Source organism: Psychroflexus tropicus DSM 15496, assembly GCF_000378765.1.
Taxonomy (GTDB): Bacteria; Bacteroidota; Bacteroidia; order Flavobacteriales; family Flavobacteriaceae; genus Psychroflexus; species Psychroflexus tropicus.
In genome coordinates, this window is the sequence record NZ_KB905343.1 from 18623 (window position 1) to 38637 (window position 20015).

Annotated in this window: 20 protein-coding genes; 9 read left to right on the forward strand and 11 right to left on the reverse strand. The window is 36.8% G+C overall.

The window, feature by feature from the left end; genetic code table 11:
* Positions 1 to 35: 35 nt before the first annotated feature.
* The 4 genes from F598_RS0104730 to F598_RS0104745 form a co-directional block, all read right to left on the reverse strand.
* Entirely contained in the window at positions 36 to 830 is a 795-nt protein-coding gene (locus F598_RS0104730; protein WP_019037875.1) for a universal stress protein, read from the reverse strand.
* Positions 831 to 912: 82 nt separating this feature from the next.
* A complete protein-coding gene (locus tag F598_RS0104735; RefSeq protein ID WP_019037876.1) occupies positions 913 to 1950 on the reverse strand; it encodes a response regulator in 1038 nt (345 codons plus the stop codon).
* On the reverse strand, positions 1943 to 3199 hold the full coding sequence (locus tag F598_RS0104740) for a PAS domain-containing sensor histidine kinase (RefSeq protein WP_019037877.1): 1257 nt from the start codon (positions 3197 to 3199) through the stop codon (positions 1943 to 1945). The genes F598_RS0104735 and F598_RS0104740 overlap by 8 nt, the downstream gene beginning before the upstream one ends.
* A 15-nt stretch (positions 3200 to 3214) precedes the next feature.
* Complete coding sequence (locus F598_RS0104745) at positions 3215 to 3754, reverse strand: hypothetical protein (RefSeq protein ID WP_026302520.1); 540 nt, start codon at positions 3752 to 3754, stop codon at positions 3215 to 3217.
* A 76-nt stretch (positions 3755 to 3830) separates the two neighbouring features.
* Between F598_RS0104745 and era the strand changes: the two genes are divergently transcribed.
* Complete coding sequence (era, locus tag F598_RS0104750; RefSeq protein WP_019037879.1) at positions 3831 to 4745, forward strand: GTPase Era; 915 nt, start codon at positions 3831 to 3833, stop codon at positions 4743 to 4745.
* Here era and F598_RS0104755 read toward each other — a convergent pair.
* Both F598_RS0104755 and F598_RS0104760 read right to left on the reverse strand, forming a co-directional pair.
* Positions 4742 to 5251: a hypothetical protein gene (locus tag F598_RS0104755; RefSeq protein WP_019037880.1), complete on the reverse strand. Its 510-nt coding sequence runs from the start codon at positions 5249 to 5251 to the stop codon at positions 4742 to 4744. The two genes, era and F598_RS0104755, sit on opposite strands and share 4 nt — an antisense overlap.
* Positions 5252 to 5285: 34 nt before the next feature.
* Positions 5286 to 6017 carry an SIMPL domain-containing protein gene (locus F598_RS0104760; RefSeq protein WP_019037881.1) on the reverse strand — a complete coding sequence of 244 codons (732 nt, stop codon included), beginning with the start codon at positions 6015 to 6017 and terminating at the stop codon, positions 5286 to 5288.
* A 141-nt stretch (positions 6018 to 6158) separates the two neighbouring features.
* Between F598_RS0104760 and der the strand changes: the two genes are divergently transcribed.
* Positions 6159 to 7463: a ribosome biogenesis GTPase Der gene (gene der / locus F598_RS0104765; RefSeq protein ID WP_019037882.1), complete on the forward strand. Its 1305-nt coding sequence runs from the start codon at positions 6159 to 6161 to the stop codon at positions 7461 to 7463.
* 207 nt (positions 7464 to 7670) lie between these two features.
* Here the strand turns inward: der and F598_RS0104770 are convergent, their stop codons facing one another.
* From F598_RS0104770 to F598_RS0104790, 5 genes are read right to left on the reverse strand one after another with little or no spacing between them, the layout of a single operon-like run.
* Complete coding sequence (locus tag F598_RS0104770) at positions 7671 to 8474, reverse strand: TPM domain-containing protein (protein ID WP_019037883.1); 804 nt, start codon at positions 8472 to 8474, stop codon at positions 7671 to 7673.
* A gap of 3 nt (positions 8475 to 8477) precedes the next feature.
* Positions 8478 to 8912 carry a TPM domain-containing protein gene (locus F598_RS0104775; RefSeq protein WP_019037884.1) on the reverse strand — a complete coding sequence of 145 codons (435 nt, stop codon included), beginning with the start codon at positions 8910 to 8912 and terminating at the stop codon, positions 8478 to 8480.
* A gap of 12 nt (positions 8913 to 8924) precedes the next feature.
* Positions 8925 to 9524: a LemA family protein gene (locus F598_RS0104780; protein WP_019037885.1), complete on the reverse strand. Its 600-nt coding sequence runs from the start codon at positions 9522 to 9524 to the stop codon at positions 8925 to 8927.
* Between the two features lie 12 nt (positions 9525 to 9536).
* Positions 9537 to 9866, reverse strand: a complete 330-nt coding sequence (locus tag F598_RS0104785) for a MerR family transcriptional regulator (RefSeq protein WP_019037886.1) — start codon at positions 9864 to 9866, stop codon at positions 9537 to 9539.
* Positions 9866 to 10840 carry a M23 family metallopeptidase gene (locus tag F598_RS0104790; RefSeq protein WP_019037887.1) on the reverse strand — a complete coding sequence of 325 codons (975 nt, stop codon included), beginning with the start codon at positions 10838 to 10840 and terminating at the stop codon, positions 9866 to 9868. Before F598_RS0104790 ends, F598_RS0104785 begins: the two co-directional genes overlap by 1 nt.
* 109 nt (positions 10841 to 10949) lie before the next feature.
* Here F598_RS0104790 and alaS point away from each other — a divergent pair, with 109 nt between their 5' ends.
* From alaS to F598_RS0104825, 7 genes are all read left to right on the forward strand, one after another.
* On the forward strand, positions 10950 to 13580 hold the full coding sequence (gene alaS / locus F598_RS0104795; protein ID WP_019037888.1) for an alanine--tRNA ligase: 2631 nt from the start codon (positions 10950 to 10952) through the stop codon (positions 13578 to 13580).
* 1 nt (position 13581) lies between these two features.
* Entirely contained in the window at positions 13582 to 14538 is a 957-nt protein-coding gene (locus F598_RS0104800; protein WP_019037889.1) for a GSCFA domain-containing protein, read from the forward strand.
* Positions 14535 to 15098: a TetR/AcrR family transcriptional regulator gene (locus F598_RS0104805; RefSeq protein ID WP_019037890.1), complete on the forward strand. Its 564-nt coding sequence runs from the start codon at positions 14535 to 14537 to the stop codon at positions 15096 to 15098. Before F598_RS0104800 ends, F598_RS0104805 begins: the two co-directional genes overlap by 4 nt.
* Before the next feature lie 40 nt (positions 15099 to 15138).
* Positions 15139 to 17577: a T9SS type A sorting domain-containing protein gene (locus F598_RS0104810; RefSeq protein WP_019037891.1), complete on the forward strand. Its 2439-nt coding sequence runs from the start codon at positions 15139 to 15141 to the stop codon at positions 17575 to 17577.
* A gap of 84 nt (positions 17578 to 17661) precedes the next feature.
* A complete protein-coding gene (locus tag F598_RS0104815) occupies positions 17662 to 18228 on the forward strand; it encodes a sugar transferase (RefSeq protein ID WP_019037892.1) in 567 nt (188 codons plus the stop codon).
* Between the two features lie 9 nt (positions 18229 to 18237).
* Entirely contained in the window at positions 18238 to 19386 is a 1149-nt protein-coding gene (locus tag F598_RS0104820; protein ID WP_019037893.1) for a DegT/DnrJ/EryC1/StrS family aminotransferase, read from the forward strand.
* Between the two features lie 4 nt (positions 19387 to 19390).
* The gene (locus F598_RS0104825; protein ID WP_019037894.1) at positions 19391 to 19951 is read left to right on the forward strand and encodes a nitroreductase family protein; all 561 of its coding nucleotides are present in this window, start codon (positions 19391 to 19393) and stop codon (positions 19949 to 19951) included.
* The last annotated feature ends 64 nt before the right edge of the window (positions 19952 to 20015 follow it).

A 20015-nucleotide genomic window follows, 5' to 3' on the forward strand; every position in this document is an offset into this window, starting at 1 on the left:
TGGTTTATGAAATTAAAGAAAAATTCTAAATAAAGCTAAGCTAAAGCTAGTTTTGAGTCGTGTAAGAAAAGTATAGGGGCTTCAGGGTAACAATTGCTATCTGTAGAAACGCTGAAAAGATCTTTAAAAATGCTTAAGTTTTTGGCAACCACTAATATAAAATCAAAACCGTTTATACATTGAAACTCGTTATCAGGATGACTTTCACTTACACTCTTAAAGTCCAGGGAATGAACCAGGCTATAAATTTGATCTTTTGAAGAAATCGTATTGGCAATAGTGCTTTCTTTCTTTTTGGAGAGGAGTGAGAGATCGATTTGATTAATGAAATCCATCGAGTTCAAGCTGTTGAAGATACTCTGGTCAAGCGTGATGGAATAATCGGTTGGAAGTAAAGCAGTCTTGGGAAGCTGGAGTTGGGCTTGTTCTGGAATCAGGATAACAGAGCATTTTACTTTCGTTATGATTTCCAGTGTTTTTCTGTCAAAAAATAAATTATGACTTACGCTGCTTTTCTTAGAGTTACCAAGCATTATAAGGTCGATCTTTTCTTCCTTAATAAAACTTCTAATGCTTTCGATGTAAGCGCCTTCTATGAATTTTGTATTTACTTTAGACTTTTTTGGTATCGCAGCTTGTAAAGATTTTTGTTCTTTATTTAGCTTTTGGCTAAAAATCACTCCACATTTTCCACTGCAGCTTTCTCCTTTACAAGGTGCTTTTATATGCAAAATGGTGAAATTGATAGGTTGATCCTGAAAAAGCATAGCTGCGTAATCTTGCATATGCAAAGCAGCTTGAGAAAAATCTGAAAGCAAAACAACATTCATACTACATAATCTATATGCTGCAAATGTAGTTTGAGTTCGATCTTGAAAATATGACAAAAATCAGCAGAGCTTTTCTTTCTGCTTAAAGAATATTCTCTAAAGCTTCAAAGTCATTAATTTTAATATTTCTTCCCTCAACTTCAATAATGCCCTCTTTCTTGAATGTAGATAAAGTTCGGATGAGGCTTTCTGAGGCTATCCCGGCTACAGCAGCCAGATCTGCCCTTGAAATTCGAATCTGACTCAGTTTGTTTTTCTTAAGCCTTTCGGAAAAGAGTAATATGCTCTGAGCAGTCTTTCTCTTTACCGAGCTATAAGCCATGTCCATGAGTTGGTCTTTTGTATCGCTTAAATGTTCTCCCAGCTGATCTATGAATTCAAACATGATTTGAGGATTCTCATAGAACAATTGTTTTACTTTATCTTTAGTTACTTCATAGACCATTGTGTCTTCCATAGCTGAAGCATATTCGGTAAGCGTATGATCTTTAGTAAAACTTAGGTTACCAAAAACATCATTTACTTTATGAATGGCCGTGATGAGTTCTTTACCGTTCTCATCTAGTTTGTAAGTTTTGACTACTCCTTTTTCGATAAGGTAAATTGAACTAGAGTTCTGCCCACTTTTAAATATATAGTCCTCCTTAGCAAATGTTTTCAGAGTTTCTTTTCTGAAAATTTGTTTCAGCGCTTCAAAGGATTCGAGACTTGAGTGATTGGCAGGTCTGTGATTTAGAGTACTTAAAATATCAGCCTTTGCCAACCTGCTCTCTATAGCATCGATTAATTCTTCCTCTTCGAAAGGTTTTGTGAGGTAATCATCCGCACCAAGATTCATACCCTTTCTCACATCCTTATGGTCTGTCTTAGCCGATAAAAATATAAATGGTATCCTCGCTAAAGATTCAGTGTTCGATAATTTGTCCAGTACCTGATACCCATCCATTTCTGGCATCATAATATCACATACAATAATATCCGGGAGGAAAACAGGGGCTTTTTGGATGCCTATCTTTCCGTTAGAAGCGGTTTCCACCTCATAATCTGATAGCTCCAGCAATTCTGCTGTATTTTCTCTTACGGTTTTATCATCTTCTATTAACAGTACTTTCTTACTCATAACTAATGGGGATTTCTATAAAAAAGGTAGTGCCTTCATTGTGTTTGGATTGAAAACTAATCGATCCGTTCAGATTCTCCAAATGAACTTTAGCAATGTTGAGCCCAATACCCGTACCTTGATTGGTCAGTGCATTTTCTGCCCTGAAATAGCGTTCAAAAATATGCTTTTGATCCTTTTCGGGAATACCGATGCCCTCATCTTTAATGCTGAATTTAAGAATTTTTCCATCAATAAGTTCAGCATCAAAATAAATGGTTGAGCCTTCGGAGGAGTATTTGATCGCATTGCTCAATAAATTGGAGAGTATAAGTTCCAGTATCTGTTTGTCTTGGTTTAGAATGGTTTCCGGTAGATCTTTTGGATAGATGATATCCTGTCCATCCTTAAGTGTAACATTAGCATTGTAAATCACCTCATTTACTAAAGTAACCAAGCTAAACTCTTCAAACTTGTAGGTGACTTTTCCAGACTCCAGGCGCTCTATAGATAAAAAATCATTCAAGATGCCTGTGAGATAGTGAACCTTATTTTTAATCGTATTTAAATGCCTTTCGCGCTTATCCTGCTGCTCGCTTTTTGTGTATTTTTTGGCTAAAGTGGAAGAGGTAAGAATGCCGCTTAGAGGGGTTTTGAATTCGTGAGAGACCAGCGACAAAAATTTTGTTTTCAGTTCGTTCAGTTCAATTTCTTTTTTTAAAGCCTTCTTAGTCTTAGCTTCAGCCTGTTTCCTTTTTTTGATCTCACTTTCCAGTTTCGAATTAAGGTTTTTTAATTCACTAATGGTTAATCTCAATTCTTCTGTACGTAAGTCGATTTTTCGTTCTAGACCTCTATTGAGTTTCTCAATTTCCAGACTTTGATTTTGTCGTTCAGTAATATCGGTTACCAAGGACATGACATAGCGTTGTCCCTCAAACTGAAATGGATTTAGTCCAGCTTCTACAGGGAAAATCTCTCCGTTTTTTTTGAGTCCGTGAAGAACTCTGCCCTGTCCCATCCTCCGTTTTTCAGCTTTATCTATAAACTTATCGACGTGTTTATTATGGTTAGACCTGTAATTTTTTGGAATGAGTACATCCAAATGCTTAGCAACTAGTTCATCTTTTGTATATCCAAACATGGCTTCTGCTGCAGAGTTAACCTCAACAATATGCTGGCTTCCATCTACAACAATAATACCTTCTGAAATTCCTTCAAAAAGTAGACTGAAAATCTTAGAATTTTTTTGAAAATCTGTTTGGCTCAAAGGTCTTTCAGTGTTTTAAAATCTATATCCTACATTAAGTCCGGCCCTCAGGATAAAATCGAAGTTGCGTTCAGAATTAAATTCGCTAAAAAGATTACGGCCACCTCCTGCGAACACTTCTAAGACTACACCGCCATTTGAGACAAGTTTATAACCAGCAGCTATACCTAAGGCCAGATCCGTTATATCTTTATCTCTTCTTTGTACTGGGTTAGATCCTTCAATATTAATTCTATCTTCTACATTATTTAAGTTGGCAAAGGCCTCTCCAAAAAATCCGTCAGCGCGTTTATCTCCAAAGTAAAATCTGTAATAACCAGTAAGGTTGTAATTGATATTCCACTCAATGTAATCGTCAAAAGGTACCATAAGGTTGACACCAACACCAGACTCTTCACTCAGAAGGTATTCATAAGTGACGTCAAAGTTGCCTAGAATCAAGTAGCCAAGATTGATCTTTGGTTCATGAAATTCTGTATAAGAAAATCCAGAATCGGATTGAGCAAAGGTGTTGATTGAACAAAATAATATGGTCGCAATAAGTAATCTCTTCATAAAAACTATTTTAAGCAAATATATAATATCATGCGAAGTTAAAGGGCATGTCTTAAGGCTGAATTGCTTATTTTTGTTGAAATCAAAATTAGACATTATCGAAACTAAAACACATAAAGCAGGATTTGTCAATATCATTGGAAATCCAAACGTCGGTAAATCGACTTTGATGAATGCCTTTGTAGGCGAAAAGCTCTCTATTATCACCAATAAGGCACAAACAACACGGCATAGAATTCTCGGTATTGTGAGCGGGGAGGACTTTCAAATGGTATTTAGCGACACTCCAGGTATTTTGAAGCCAGCTTACGGACTTCAGAGTTCAATGATGGATTTTGTAAAATCTGCCTTTCAGGATGCAGATGTGATACTTTATCTTGTTGAATTGGGTGAAACAGCGCTTAAGGATGAAGCATTCTTTAAGAAACTTCAACATGCTGAGGTTCCAGTCTTGCTTCTGCTGAATAAAATTGATAAAGGAAATGAAGAGCTGTTGCTAGAGCAGCAAGCGCATTGGAAAGAACAATTGCCTAATGCTGAAATCTTTGCAATATCAGCACTCGAAAATTTTGGAGTGGCAGAAGTGTTTGATCGCATCTTGGAATTATTGCCAGAATCTCCAGCCTTCTATCCTAAAGATCAGCTCACCGATAAACCTGAGCGATTCTTCGTGAACGAAAAGATTCGCGAGAAAATATTAATGCACTACAAGAAAGAAATTCCCTATAGCGTCGAGGTCGAAACTGAAAGTTTTGAAGAGTCAGACTCTATCATTCATATTCGTTCTGTGATCATGGTAGAGCGTGAGTCCCAAAAAGCAATACTTCTAGGGCATAAAGGTTCTGCGATTAAGCGAGTGGGAACGGAAGCCAGAAAGGACTTAGAAAAGTTTTTTGATAAAAAAATTCACTTGGAAACTTATGTCAAGGTGAGTAAAAATTGGAGAAACGACAAAAGCCAGTTAAAACGTTTTGGCTACGATCGTTCTTAAGTTAGAAGTCGCTTCAAAGCGCTTAATAGTCGCTGAGATTGTGGAGTAGCTTTTTTTCTATTGATTCTGGCAAAGACGTAAAGTCCTATCCATATTAGAATTACGCTTATTCCAGAAATGTAAACTAATACATTCGGTTTTTCTAAAACCATATTCGAATATCCCCAAATAAATAAGCCAATAAAAAGCAATCCCAGGAAAAAGTGAATAAACATGAATAATGTCCATACATTTGGCTCTGGACCAAAGGTGCAATGCAATATTAAGTCTTCATTCTCCTCAATTTCTACATGTAGTCTAGGTGAGAAATATTCTTTTTCAGATTCGATAATCGAAAACCAAATATGCTCATCCAATTGTTTGAGTACGACTCCCTGAAATTGCAAATCCTCTTGCTTTGTAAATTTTAGATTTTGATAAAATGTTTGCTTCTCAGCCCTTACCTTAAAGCTTGGCTTTAATTGAACTTGACGATTTATGTCATTTATGGCAATAAATTCTGGCATAGTTTAGGGTGAAATTAGTAAGCGTAATTTTGAGTTAGTTTACCTGATAATCCAACTTCATCGTGATTGAAGCTGTTTTATGTTTTGAAGAAGTATTGTAGGTGCCACCCCAGGAATAGTCTTCATTTGAATTTTGACCGGTGATTTGAAATACACCCATATTGGCTGTCACAAGCTTGCCGAGTTCTGCTCCAGAATTATCAGCAATCTTTTGAGCTCTCGCATAAGCATCCTGCGTAGCTTTTGAGATCATTTCAATTTTAAGATCGGCTAATTTAGTATAGTAATATCTCGGTGGTTGAGAGTAAAATTGAATCCCTTTATTTAGCAGTTCAGTGACTTCGCGAGAAATTTTCTCAATCATATCTACATCTTTAGAATCGATTTGAAGGGACTGAGAAAGTTGAAATCCAATAAATTCTTCACCCGCATACTTTCCCTCTTCAGTATATCTGGGTTTGGTATTTTTACGAGTTGTGACGGCTTTGAATACAAGCTCTTCTTCTGCAATTCCTTTCTCGATAAGGTAAGTCGTAATAGTTTGTTTATCTGCTTCTAGCTGTTGGTAAGCTTGTTTCAAATCCATACTTTCTCTGGAGAAGGAGCCCTCCCAAACAATAAGGTCTGAAGTAAAATCTGCATTTCCTAAACCTGTGACTGAAATATGACCTTCAGAAGAGTTTCGGTTGATAAAGGCATAGCCAAGAACTAATGAGGAAATGACGATTGCTAAACCGAAGACTATAGCTGGTGCAAATTTTTTCATTTTTGTTATGATTTGTCAAGGCATAAATATAAAACGAAATTATTGAAGTCCCTCATGGCCTATAATTTTTTAATCGTACAACCTCATTATAGAAATGCTAATTAATAAGTTGTAACTTTGCAAATTATTTAAATTACAGTAATGAATAGCATTGTAGCCGTTGTTGGACGACCAAACGTAGGAAAATCTACACTTTTCAATAGAATGATTAAGCGCAGAGAAGCTATCGTTGATTCTGTGAGTGGTGTTACACGAGATAGACATTACGGGAAATCAGATTGGAATGGTCGTGAATTTACATTAATCGATACCGGAGGATATGTGGTTGGTAGTGACGATGTATTTGAAAAAGAAATTGATAAACAGGTAGAGTTGGCTATCGATGAGGCAGATGTTATTGTTTTTGTGGTCGATGTTGTTACCGGTATAACTCCAATGGATGAAGATGTGGCTAAATTACTTAGGCGAGTCAATAAACCTGTAGTACTTTGTGTCAATAAAGTAGATTCTAATAAGAACAGAACCGACGCCCTTGAATTTTATAACCTTGGTTTAGGGGATTATTATACTATTTCAGCAACCAGTGGTGGCGGAACTGGTGAATTACTTGATGCTATTGTAGAAAAGTTGCCAGAACGTGAAATAGAAGAGGATGATGATCTTCCAAAATTTGCAGTCGTTGGCCGTCCTAATGCTGGAAAATCTTCTTTCATAAATGCTTTGATAGGGGAGGATCGTAACATCGTTACTGATATTGCAGGAACAACTAGAGATTCTATAGATACGCGCTACACTAGATTTGGATTCGACTTTAAACTCGTAGATACCGCAGGGATAAGAAGAAAAGCTAAAGTTAAGGAAGATCTTGAGTTTTATTCAGTAATGCGAAGTGTGAGAGCTATTGAAAACGCTGATGTCTGTCTGATTGTTCTTGATGCCTCTAGAGGTTTTGAAGGACAGGACCAAAGTATATTTTGGCTGGCCGAGAAAAATAGAAAAGGGATTGTAATTTTAGTGAATAAATGGGATCTGGTAGAAAAAGAAACCAACACCATGAAAGAATTTGAAGCTAAAATCAGACAAGAGATTTCACCTTTTGTAGATGTTCCTATCGTGTTCATTTCAGTATTGAATAAGCAAAGAATCTATAAAGCCATAGAAACGGCCGTTGAGGTTTATAAGTGCAGAAGTAAAAAAATTAAAACCAGAGAGCTCAATGACATAATGCTGCCAATTATCGCAGAAAATCCACCACCAGCTCTCAAAGGCAAATACGTAAAAATCAAGTTTATTACTCAATTGCCAACTCCTCAACCTCAGTTTGCATTTTTTTGTAATTTACCTCAATACGTTAGAGATCCCTACAAGCGATTTTTGGAAAACAAACTTAGAGATCATTTTGACTTCAAAGGCGTGCCGATATCCATTTACATGCGGAAGAAGTAGCATTGACACTTTTCTAATTAATTTTATATAGAGGAGTTATCAATTATAGCTTTAATTCAATTGAAAATCGGCTGCAATATTAAATCCTATTTACGGAGCTTGAAGGAGTGAATATTAAAGAAAAGAGGTTAAGATTTTAATCTCTTTTCTTTAATATGGTTCATTAAAATTTCACTAGTACTACTTCGAAAATTAATTTTTTAGACTTTACCAGCTTCCACCGGCACCACCACCGCCAAAGCCACCGCCGCCGAAACCTCCACTGAAGCCTCCGCCGCCAAAGCCACCTCCAGAAGAGCCACCAAAACTACCGCCCCCCATACTTCTGCCCATGCTTCCTAAAATGAGGAAGTCAAGTAAATCTGGACCCCGACTACTGTGACCACTTCCAGGTCCATTACCCTTGTTTTTTCTTCTCACAAGGATTAAAATAACAATGAAGATAAGTATTGGGAAAAGGGCAAAAGGCCAGGTGCTTTGTTCTTCTGCCTTTTTGAGTCCAGAGGCATCGAATCTTCCAGCTAAAACTTCAAAAATTGCTGAAGTTCCCTGGTTTAATCCTTCGTAGTAATCGCCTTTGCGAAATTCAGGTAAAATGATATTTTCAATGATGGTTTTTGATGTGGCATCTGTCAAATACTCTTCAAGACCATAACCAGTAGTGATCCAAATTTTACTATCAGTTTTTGAAATTAAAATCAGTAGTCCGTTGTCTTTTTCTTTTTGTCCTATACCCCATTTCTGACCCCATTCTGCAGCATAAGTGCCAATATATTCTCCATTAAGTGATTTGATAGTTGCTACCACTATTTGGGTTGAAGTGGTATCGGCGTACGTTTCTAGTTTCTTTCTTAACTGGAGCTCCTCATTATCCTTCAATAGATCGGCTCCATCGTAAACAGCCATTTCTTTTGAGGGCTTCTCTGGAATTTCAATCTGAGAGAATCCATCAGGAATGAAACAAATTAAAGCTAGTATTGTATATAAAAATAGTCGTTGTAAAGACTTCATGACTTAACCTTTAGAAATTTCGTTGTCCAGTTCATCAGTGTCATCAGATTGATAAGGGAAGTGCTGTTTTAGCTGTTTTCCAGCCTCCAATATACCATTGATTAGACCTTGCTTGTAATGTCCCTTTTTAAATTGACTTATGATCTCATCTTTTGTACTTTCCCAGAAGTCTTTTGGAACTACATCGTTGATACCTTTATCACCTATAATTGCTAACTGATGATCGTCAATAGAAACATAGATTAAAACACCGTTAGAAAGCTCGGTTTTGTGCATCTCTAATTGCTCAAATATTTCTAGGGCATGATCTAATCTGTCACCTGTACAGGTATGTTCGATATGTAAGCGTATTTCCCCAGAGGTGTTGAGCTCTGCCTCTTTTATGGCTTCTACAATCTCTTTTTCATCTTCTGGAGTTATAAATTCAGATACTTTCATCTGTTTTAATCTTTAATTAAAGTCGAATTCTACTTCTTTAGCATTTTCTGAGCCTTCGTCTGCAGAATATCTGGACATGTCTTCAAAACCAAACCAGCCTGCAAATATGGAGTTTGGAAAGACTTTAATATGAGTATTGTATTCGCCGACCTTAGAATTATATCGGTTGCGTTCTACGTTGATTCTGTTCTCAGTACCCTCTAGCTGAGTTTGAAGATTCATGAAGTTTTGATTAGATTTTAAATCTGGATAACGTTCAACACTTACCAATAACCTGGATAAGGCAGAATTAAGTCCACCTTGAGCCTGTTGAAATTGCTTAATGCTTTGTTCATTTAGGTTATCTGCGCTAATATTGACTGAGGTGGCTTTAGACCTGGCTTCTATCACCTCTGTAAGGGTGTTTCTTTCAAAATCTGCAGCACCTTGTACGGTCTTTACGAGATTACCAATAAGATCATTTCTTCGCTGATAAGCGCTTTCTACATTACTCCATGCTGTTTTTGCTTCTTCCTGAAGGGTGACCGCTGTGTTATTGAATCCTTTTGTCCAGCTGTAAAGTCCAAAGCCTACAACTGCAATAATAATAACAGGTATTAACCATTTTTTCATTTCTTCTCAGATTTAAAGTTGATTTTTGATTGAGATCAATTCAGATTTGATAGTTTTTAATTTGCTAATTAATTCAAATTTTGAAAGGGCTTCTTTTTTGTTTTCTCTTAAGTGTATTTTGGCGCCTTCGAGAGTGAATCCTCGCTCTTTCACCAAGTGATAGATGAGATCTATGGTTTTGAGATCCTCTCTGGTAAATTTTCGATTGCCTTTTGCATTTTTTTTTGGCTGAATTTCTTCAAATTCTTTTTCCCAAAACCTAATCAATGATGGATTGACTTCAAAAGCCCTGGCAACTTCACCCATAGAATAATAAAGTTTATCACCAAGTTGATGTCTCATCAGTCTAAAGATTGATTTTCCAGAGTAGATTGATTAAGCATAATGTCATACTCTTCTGCAGTTAAGTCGCCATGGTAAAAATTAATTGGGTTGACAACTTTACCATTTTTATGCACTTCATAATGGAGATGGGGTGCAGTAGAAAGACCAGTGTTGCCTACATATCCTATTATTTCTCCTCGCTTAACTTTTTGTCCACGCCTTACATTAAATTCATTCAAGTGGGCATAATAAGTCTCATACCCAAACCCATGGTCTAAAACAATTAGATTACCAAAACCACTAGTTCTTCTGGCTTTTTTAACTGTAGCATTACCTGTGGCGAAAACTTCTGTACTGGTTGGTGCAGAAAAGTCCATTCCATTATGCATCTTTCTGTATTTTAAAATAGGATGCATACGTATACCATAACCTGAAGCCATACGTTTTAAATCATCGTTTTTTACTGGTTGTATTGCTGGGATGGAAGCTAATAAAGCTTCTTTATTCTTGGCAAGCGCTGCTATTTCGTCAAGAGATTTGGATTGAATCACAAGACGTTTAGATAACTTATCTATATTTTTAGTTGTCTCCTTAATGATTTCGGAATTCTCGTAACCTTCAAGGTTTTTGTATCGGTTTATTCCTCCAAAACCAGATCGCCTTTGCTCATCAGAGATGGGGTTGGCTTCGAAGTAAACCCTGTAAATGTTGTTATCTCGTTCCTCTACATTTTCAAGAACTTGGACGACGTCTTGCATTCGTTTATTCAAAAGTTCATATTGAAATTTCATGTTTTCAATTTCCCTTTTGTACGCTTTCTCTTTAGGAGTTTCAACATTTGGGATATTTAGATAAACAAGCGCTAATACAAAACTAGTAGCAATAATCCCTAATAGAAATAGAGTGGCCAGCGCAAAACTTTTACCTTTTTTGGGTTCAATTTTACGATAGGATAAGGTTTCGCTGTCGTAGTAATATTTTACTTTACTCATTCTTTAATTTTATAGTATTTTTGCATCCATCAGGACCTTAACACCATATTGTAACCTACAAATATAGCCTAAAATTAAAACACATAAAAATAAATCTACTTTAGACTTTATGAAATCAATCGTTCTTAGACGTCAATTTTTAGAATTTTTTGAGTCCAAATCTCATACCAAAGTTAATTCTGCACCCATAGTTTTAAAAGACGATCCTACCTTAATGTTTACTAATGCTGGGATGAATCAATTTAAATCTTATTTTTTAGGCAATGTAGATCCTGAGTCTACAAGGCTTACTAATTCTCAAAAGTGTTTACGGGTTAGCGGAAAGCATAACGACTTGGAAGAAGTTGGTAAGGACACTTATCACCATACCATGTTTGAGATGTTAGGAAACTGGAGTTTTGGAGACTACTTTAAGAAGGAAGCCATAGAATGGGCCTGGGAATTTTTAACCGAAGTACTTAAAATTGACAAGGACAGCCTTTATGTGACCATTTTTGAAGGCGATAAGGCGGATGGAACAGAAAAAGATCAGGAAGCTTTCGACATCTGGAAAAATTTAGTAGAAGAGGATAAGATCTTACTAGGCAACAAAAAAGACAACTTCTGGGAAATGGGTGATCAGGGACCTTGTGGTCCAGCTTCAGAAATTCATGTGGATCTAAGAAGTGATAAAGAGAAGCAAAATACCCCTGGAAAAGACCTGGTCAACCAGGATCACCCCCAAGTGGTAGAAATTTGGAACTTGGTTTTCATTCAGTATAATCGAAAAGCTAATGGGAGTTTGGAGGCATTGCCTTCTAAACATATCGATACCGGAATGGGCTTCGAACGCTTATGCATGGTTATGCAAGGGAAGACTTCCAATTATGATACAGATGTATTTACACCGCTTATCGGTGCGATTGAAAAATTAACCCAAACTACTTACGGCAAATCTGAAGAAGTAGATATCGCCATAAGGGTAGTGGCAGACCATGTAAGGGCTGTAGCCTTTGCTATTGCAGATGGTCAATTGCCTAGTAGTACTGGAGCAGGCTATGTGATACGTAGAATTTTAAGACGGGCCATTCGTTATGGTTTTACATTTTTGAATGCTAAATCTGCTTTTATATATCACCTGGTTGAGGTGCTGTCTCAACAAATGGGAGAAGCCTTTCCTGAAATCAACACACAGAAAGAACTCTGTAAAAATGTTATTCGGGAAGAAGAAAAATCTTTTCTGAAGACCTTAGAACAAGGACTTGGTTTGCTTGATAACTTGATGCAGGAATCCAATTCTAAAACCATTAGTGGCGAAAAAGCCTTCGAACTTTACGATACGTTTGGATTTCCGATAGATTTGACTAGCTTAATTCTTGAGGAAAAGGGATTTAATCTTGACATAGATGCTTTCCAAAGAGAACTAAAAAAACAAAAACAACGCTCCAAAGATGCTGCTCAGTCAAGTTCAGAAGATTGGGAAGAATTACTTCAAATAAATAGCAGTGAATTTATAGGCTATGATCATCTTGAGTCTAGTATTAAATTAGTAAAATATAGAAAAATCACCTCAAAAAAGGATGGAAAACGTTACCAGTTGGTTTTTGACAAGACTCCATTTTATCCTGAAGGTGGTGGTCAGGTTGGTGATAGAGGATATCTTGAGACTAAAAGCGGAGATAAAACTTATATACTTGACACTAAAAGGGAAAACAACCAAATCATTCATTTTAGCAAAACCCTACCAGATCTTAACCAAGAAAAATTTTATGCAGTTGTCGATACTGAAAACAGACTAAAAACAGCTTGTAATCATACCGCAACTCACTTACTTCATCAGGCCCTACGAGAAGTCCTAGGAACTCACGTAGAGCAAAAAGGTTCCATGGTTCAAGCTGATTACTTAAGATTTGATTTTTCTCATTTTTCAAAAATGACTTCAGAGGAACTCACTGCTGTTGAATATTTGGTGAATGCCAGAATCGAAGAAGGGATAGCTTTTGAAGAACAAAGGTCAATACCTTATGATGATGCAATTGAGGAAGGTGCTTTAGCCTTGTTTGGTGAAAAGTACGGAGATAAAGTTAGAATGGTAAAATTTGGGAACTCAGTAGAATTATGCGGTGGAACTCACGTGAAAAACACCTCAAAACTTTGGCATTTTATCATAAAAAATGAAACTTCGGTTGCTTCTGGTATTAGACGAATTGAAGCAATTACCTCTGAAGCAGCAAGAACCTTTCTTACAAATGAATCTGAGTTATTACATTCAGTAAAATCTATACTGAATCAACCACAAGATGTATTAAAATCAGTAGAATCTTTACAGGAAGAAAATCAAAAACTAAAGCGAGAAGTCGAGCAGCTCAATCAGCTAAAGTTGAATCAACTGAAAGATCAACTGAAATCCAAAATTAAGAATATTGAAGGAGTTCAGTTTGTAGCTTATCAAGTAGACTTGAACGCAGCAGCCATGAAAGATTTAGCTTTTCAAATTGGAGGTGAACTTGAAAACGTATTCATAGTACTAGGTTCTGCTTTAAATGAAAAAGCCCTTTTGGCTTGCTATATTTCTAAATCATTAGTAGAAACTGATGGCTGGAATGCCGGGAAAATCATCAAGTCTCTGGGAAAACACATCCAAGGAGGGGGAGGAGGACAGGCCTTCTTTGCGACCGCTGGAGGTAAAAACCCTAATGGAATTTCTAAAGCTTTAGAGGAAGCTAAACACATAGTTCAGAACAAGCGAGTAAACGGATAATATGAAATTATCGACTGAAGTTTCTATAGCAAAAGCATCTAACCCCCTAACATACGACTCCAAAGTTTTGTGTTTAGGTTCTTGTTTTGCTGAACATATCAGTGATAAGCTTAATTATTTTAAATTTCAGGTGACGAGTAATCCATTCGGAATTTTATTTCACCCAGAAGCGATTCTGAATGTGGTTGAAAAGGCTGTCAATGACCAAGAATTTACTTCAGAGGATGTGTTTCAGCATAACGATATGTGGCATTCGTTTTTCTCGCATTCAAGGTTGAGCAGGAGTTCTTCAGCAGAAACTTTAGCAGAATTAAATTCAGCAAAAAATAAATTAACACAAGCTATCGCTGAATCCTCTCATATTATTTTGACGCTAGGGACTTCATTTATATATCGACAAAAATCAACCAGGCAAGGGGTGGCCAACTGTCATAAAGTTCCGCAGGATCAATTTGAAAAAAAATTATCTACAATTGATGAATTACAGCGAACCTTAAATCAGCTAATTTCAAAGGCTAAAGAGCTGAACCCTGATGTAAATTTCATTTTCACGATTTCCCCAGTACGTCATACTAAAGATGGCATTGTTGAAAACCAAAGAAGCAAAGCTCATCTTATTTCAGCTTTACATCAGGTATTAGAGAAACAGTCTAATGCTGATTATTTCCCTTCTTATGAATTGATGTTGGATGAATTTAGAGATTACAGATTCTACAATAGAGATCTTATTCATCCAAATGAACTGGCCATAGATTTAATATGGGAAAAGTTTAAATTGAATTATATTGAGGATAATTTAAAAAAAGACATGGCAAAAGTCGATAAACTTCAGAAATCTATTGCACATCGACCAATTGCAGTTTCTGGGATTGAGTTTCAAAAACTAAAAGCTTATCAGCATAATTTAAAAGAAGAGCTACAGAGCAACTATCCTTTTATGAATTTCCAAACCTTATGACAAGACGACAAGAAATTTTAGCTTGTGCTAAGACACTTTTTAGAGAACATGGTTATAAATCAGTAAGCATGAGGGATATGGCTCAACAGATGAATTTAAAGGCTGCGAGCTTATATAATCATATTGCTTCTAAGGAAGAAATTTTAGCCGAAATTACTCTTAATTTAGCTCATAAATTTACTGATGAAATGTCCATGGTGAAGAAAATTCAAGCTGATTCTATAACTAAGCTTGAGGCGGTGATCAATCATCATGTGGATATTACCCTAAAAGATCCAGAAGCCATTGCGATCGTCAATAATGACTGGGTCCACCTCAAAGGGGCTAATTTTGATGAATTTATAAAACTTAGAGATGGTTATGAACAAGATTTACGAGCTATTATATCAGCTGGCGTAAAATCTGGAGAGTTAAAAGCTAAAAGTGAAGAAGTTATTTTATTTGCCATGTTATCTACCCTGAGGACGCTACATTCCTGGTATAGAAAGCGTAGCGGAATTGAGGGCCAACAATTAAAAAACGATATTACTGAAATACTTTTGAAAGGTGTAACTAAATAGATTAATTTTGTAGAACTTGTACTACAAAATTAATTGAACTATGAAAACACTTTTACCTAAAGTCATTTTTGCTTCGTTGATGCTAGCGCTTAGTTTTAAAGCCCAAAGTCAGATGGGTTGGCAAATTGATCAAACCGATACTCCTTTTTTGATTGATTTTGATAATACTGTCGTGGGGGTAAATAATGGGCGGCTAAATGGGTCAGGCTTTAGTAACTTACCAAGTGCTGGCGAGATAGATTCAGATGCTATCATTGTTACTGGCATGAGCGATGGTGATTTAAGTTTTGGAGTTTTAGGAACTACAGGTGATTTTGCTAGAGGAACTAGCACTGGAGGGGTCACCACAGGTGGAGTATATGGGTTCGAAGTGTCTACCAATAATTTTGCTTTGGGGGTTCAGCCTGGTGGTTCCGATTTTACGCCTGGAGATATTATTTTAAGATTTCAAAACTCAACCTTAGAAACCATTACAGAGCTGACTTTAGCTTACGATATTTTGGTTTTTAACGATAAGCCAAGATCAAATTCTTTTAATTTAAGTTACTCCTCAGATAACATCAACTACACTAATATTTCTAGTTTAGATTTTGCAACTATAGAGCCCGAAGATGCATCACCCGCCTGGAAAACAAGTGAAAAATCAACGATAATTTCTGGTCTTAGCTTACTTCCCAATGCTGTTATGTATCTGAAATGGACCTCAGACGATGTTTCGGGAAGTTCTAACAGAGATGAAATTGCGATTGATAACATCCAGCTAGTTCTTAACCCATCCCCAATCAATTATACTTATAATAATTCATGGACTCCGCAGGACCCTACTGGGATATCGCGTCTGGTCGATAATATTGTCATATCGGAAGGAAATGCAGTGATCTCAGGAGATACTCAAGCCAAAAATGTTGACATACAGTCTTCATCAAGTCTGGAAGTTGGTGCCAACTCGAGGCTAAGAATATCTGGAGACTTAACGATAGATGGTGATCTTGTTTTTAAAAGCGATGCTACTGGAAGTGGGCAATTGATTCAGGCTTTGACCTCTTTAATTACAGGCGATATTACAGTTGAGCGTTACATTCCTGCAAAAAGAGCTTTTCGTTTTCTAACCTCCCCGGTGGGAGGACAAACTTTTGCAGATTCATGGCAACTGGGAACTCATATTACAGGTGCTGACGGCGCGACTAATGGTTTTGACGAAACGACCACCAATAATCCATCTTTATTTACTTACGATAACCAAATTGCAGACCCTTCAAATGGAGCTGGGTGGACTGCAGTGACAAGCACCAACGATGTTTTAGTAGCAGGAAAACCCTACAGGCTTTTTGTAAGAGGAGATAGAACAACCGATTTAACTAATAATGACGCAGCACCTTCTCCAACAACTTTAATTTCAAAAGGTAGTTTGTTGACAGGTGAGCTTATTTCTGGGGTTAATTTACCACCTTTATCTGAGGATCCAGATCATTTTAGTTTCGTCGCGAATCCTTATCAGGCAGTCCTGGATTTTTCTCAGGTCATTAGAAATGGAGTAACTGATTTCCTTTACGTATGGGATGCTAAAATTGCTGGAGATAATGGGAATGGAGGTTATGTCACCATCGACTTAAATTCTACTGTGCCTAGTCCTTCTACTTCTGAAGCCAATCGATACTTGATACCTGGACAGGGGTTTTTTGTTCAAAATCAATCGTCCATTACCATTCCACCAACTTTAGTATTTGCACCTTCAGCAATTGCCTCGGATGAGGTACAGCCAGAAATACTTTCAAAATCAGATGTAGCTTTTTTAAATATGAGACTTTACAAAAAGCAAGACTTTGAAAACGGTAAAATGGAAGCTGATGCTGCTGGAATTCGATTTTCTGAAAATTTCACAACACCTCCATCTGATGAAGATGCTGGAAAGCTATTCAATTCTGGAGAAGCCTTAGTCATTTATAACGAAAACCTTTTATCAATTGATAAACGAAAGTTTCCTGATGCTGGAAAGTCAATTCAATTGCTCTTAGGTAATTATAAGCAAAGTGAATACACCTTGGATTTTGATGTTGATCTTTTATCTAATGACAAGCAATTGATTCTTATTGACAACTATTTAAATAAAGAAATTGACGTTGCTGATGGTTCATTTTATAATTTTTCTGTTGATACCTCTGTAGAGGAAAGTGTTGCAGAGGATAGGTTTGAATTGAAAATAAAACCTGTAACATTGAATTTAGATAATTTTAATCTCACAGAATCTGTGAGGCTGTACCCTATTCCTGCAGGGCCACAACTCCAAATAGAAACTAAAACATCTAATTCTATAAAAAGTATTGAACTGTATTCTATGCTTGGGCAAGAAATTGACTCAGATTATAAGGTAAATGAAAAAGGCATTCAATTAGACGTTTCCTTCTTAAGTGAAGGAGTTTATTTAGTAAAAATTGAGACTGATTATGGAACGACAACCAAGCGATTCATAAAAAAATAAATGTATAGTTTACGGATTGAAGGGGTTTCAGTTTTAAATTGAAACCTCTTTCTGTTTATTAAACGCTTTGTTTATTTTAGTCCGATGTATTTGAAGTTAGGTAAGCCTTTATTGGATTTTGTACTGAGCCTGATTGGACTGGTCTTATTAGCTCCATTTCTTATCCTGATCTGGATCTTATTGTTTTTCATTCATAAATCTAACCCCGTTTTTTTTCAAACAAGAGTGGGGCAGCATGGAACATATTTTACGGTTTATAAATTCAAGACCATTAAAGGCAATGATTCGCCTCAGAATTTACTAAAACTTCTTCGCAAAACGAAAGTTGATGAATTTCCTCAACTTTTCAATATCCTTAAAGGAGAAATGAGCCTGGTAGGACCAAGACCAGACATTCCAGGATACTATGATCTTTTAGAGGGAGGAGATCGAAAGTTACTAAAATTAAAGCCAGGTTTAACAGGATATGCTTCGCTCAAATTTTCTAATGAAGAGAAGCTTTTAAAGCAGCAAGAAGAGCCACTCGCCTATAATGATCAGGTTATATTTCCTGAAAAAGTGAAATTAAACTTATACTATTACGAAAACGTTTCACTTCTGTTAGATCTTAAAATTCTATTGAAAACGGTACTTTTGCCTTTCAGAACTTAATCATCTTTTATGCACTCAGAACTATCAAAAATCTGGCTATCCTCACCTCATATGGGTGGTCACGAAGAGAAATTCGTAGCTAAAGCTTTCGAAGAAAACTGGATAGCACCTCTAGGGCCCAACGTTAATGGATTTGAGTCAGATCTTGAAAATTACTTAGGTCAACAGAAGCATGTGGCTGTAGTGAGTAGTGGAACAGCAGCGATACATTTGGCTTTAGTTCAGTTAAGCGTGACGCATGGCGATGAGGTCATTTGTCAGAGTTTTACTTTTTGTGGTTCTGCTAATCCTATCATGTATCAAGGAGCTATACCGATTTTTGTGGACAGCGAGCCTTCCACCTGGAATATGTGTCCCAGAGCTTTAGAAACTGCAATTCTAGATAGAATAGCCAAAGGAAAAACACCAAAGGCTATTATTCCTGTTCATCTTTATGGCATGCCTTACCTGGTAGATGAAGTTGCAGCTGTGGCTGAAAAATATGACATCCCGATCATCGAAGATGCAGCCGAATCTCTAGGGTCTACCTATAAGTCCCAAAATTGTGGAACTTTTGGGCAGTTTGCAGCTTTGTCTTTCAATGGCAATAAAATTATAACTACGTCCGGAGGAGGTGCTTTGGTTTGTGAATCAAAAGCAGCCAAAGACAAAGCAGTTTTTTACTCAACTCAAGCCAGGGATCAGGCTCCACACTATCAGCATTCTGAAATCGGATTCAATTACCGGATGAGCAACATCTCAGCTGGCATAGGTCGCGGACAAATGTTGGTTTTAGATGAGCATGTTAAGCTTAGGAGAAAGATGCATCAGTTTTATAAAAATTTATTTCAAAATATTGAGGGAGTAGAGGTATTGACTGAGCCTTCAGAAGACTTTTTTAGCAATCATTGGCTGTCAGCCATTCTGGTAGATCCAGACCAAACTAGTGGTGTAGATAGGGAGCAAATTCGCTTGCATCTTGGAACTTACAATATTGAAAGTCGCCCGCTGTGGAAGCCGATGCACATGCAGCCTGTGTTTAAAGATATGCCTTACTACGGAGGTAAGGTGGCACAAGAATTGTTCAAAAATGGACTCTGTTTGCCATCTGGATCAAATTTGACAGAAGATGATAGAGATAGAATAAAGACAGCCATCTTAAAAATTTTTAAAAAATAACATTATGGACGCATTAAAAGCAATAGAAAATAGAAGATCAGTTTTCCCTAAACAATACAATGAAGAACCTATTTCAAAAGAAGAATTAGGTAAAATTCTTTTTGCGGCCAACTGGGCACCTAATCATAAGCACACCGAGCCTTGGAGATTCAAAGTGCTTCAGGGAAAGAGCCGATTGGAATTTGCAGAATTTTTAGTTAATAAAAATGCTGAAATTGAAGGAAAACCCTCTTCTTTTAAACGAAAAAAAATCGTTTCAAAATTTCAGCAGTCTCACACGGTTATTGCCATTTGTATGCAGAAAAGCCCTAAAGGTAAACCACCAGAATGGGAGGAAATATCTGCAGTGGCTATGGCAGTCCAAAATATGTGGTTAGCATGTACAGCATTAAGTATTGGAGCTTACTGGAGTTCACCTTCGCTTAAAGATCTAGTAGGAGGTTATTTTGACCTACAAGAAGGTGAATCCTGCCTTGGATTTTTCTACATGGGTAAATACGATGGTGAACTTGAACCAGGGAAACGCAAGTCAGAGATAGACTCTAAAGTCCAGTATTTCTCCTAAGCCCTGAGTAGCGGCTAAACCCATAAATATTTTAACACTGATTTTTCTATTTTTAAACTAACAA